The sequence below is a fragment of the Acinetobacter sp. YT-02 genome (assembly GCF_002412355.1).
GTDB lineage: Bacteria > Pseudomonadota > Gammaproteobacteria > Pseudomonadales > Moraxellaceae > Acinetobacter > Acinetobacter towneri.
Map to the genome: position 1 here is coordinate 1 of NZ_NOZT01000029.1, position 641 is coordinate 641.

A 641-nucleotide genomic window follows, 5' to 3' on the forward strand; every position below is an offset into this window, starting at 1 on the left:
CATTCACTAAATCCTCAACTTTTTTAAGATCAGCAATATGTCCGTTTGATAAATCTGAATTTACAATTTCACCCTCTTGATTCATCAGCAAGTGTAATTTGCAACCATAAAACCAGCCCATCGTACTTTTACCACGAGAAGCAATCTCATCTAAAGCATGATGACCTTTAGGGATTCTTTTATTTTTACAAACAGGTAAAGGTGTTGAATCAATCCATAAATATGAACTTTCATCTTTTTGGCTCAACGCATAAAGCAAAGCATGAATAGCAAGTTGGTGCTGATTGATGAGGGTAATCAGGTTTTTATAACAAGGCAAGTCTTTAAAGAGTTTGCTTTCAAACTGACAAAGCAAGTTAAAAAACATCTTAAAATTATGTACTTGAGATGTTTTATAGTAGATGGAGATAGCCACAATTTCTGATAAAGATAGCGTTGCTTGTCTGATACGTTGACGTTTGTTTTCTTGCTTGAGAAATTGCCAATAGATGGGTTCAAATTTTTTGAAAAAATCATCAACAATACAAAAAATTTCTGTAAAATCGTACATGGTAGTTAGAGCCTTTGGGTTGTGTCGTAACTTTCTAAATGGCTCTAACTACCTTTTTTTCAAGGGCTTTTCTTATCCGTAATTCGGGTTA

At 33.7% G+C, this 641-nt stretch carries 1 pseudogene; it reads right to left on the reverse strand.

Annotated features, from left to right (window positions below):
* A pseudogene (locus CF596_RS08680) lies at positions 1–550 on the reverse strand (IS982-like element ISAba4 family transposase); the annotation flags it as partial.
* Between the last annotated feature and the right edge of the window lie 91 nt (positions 551–641).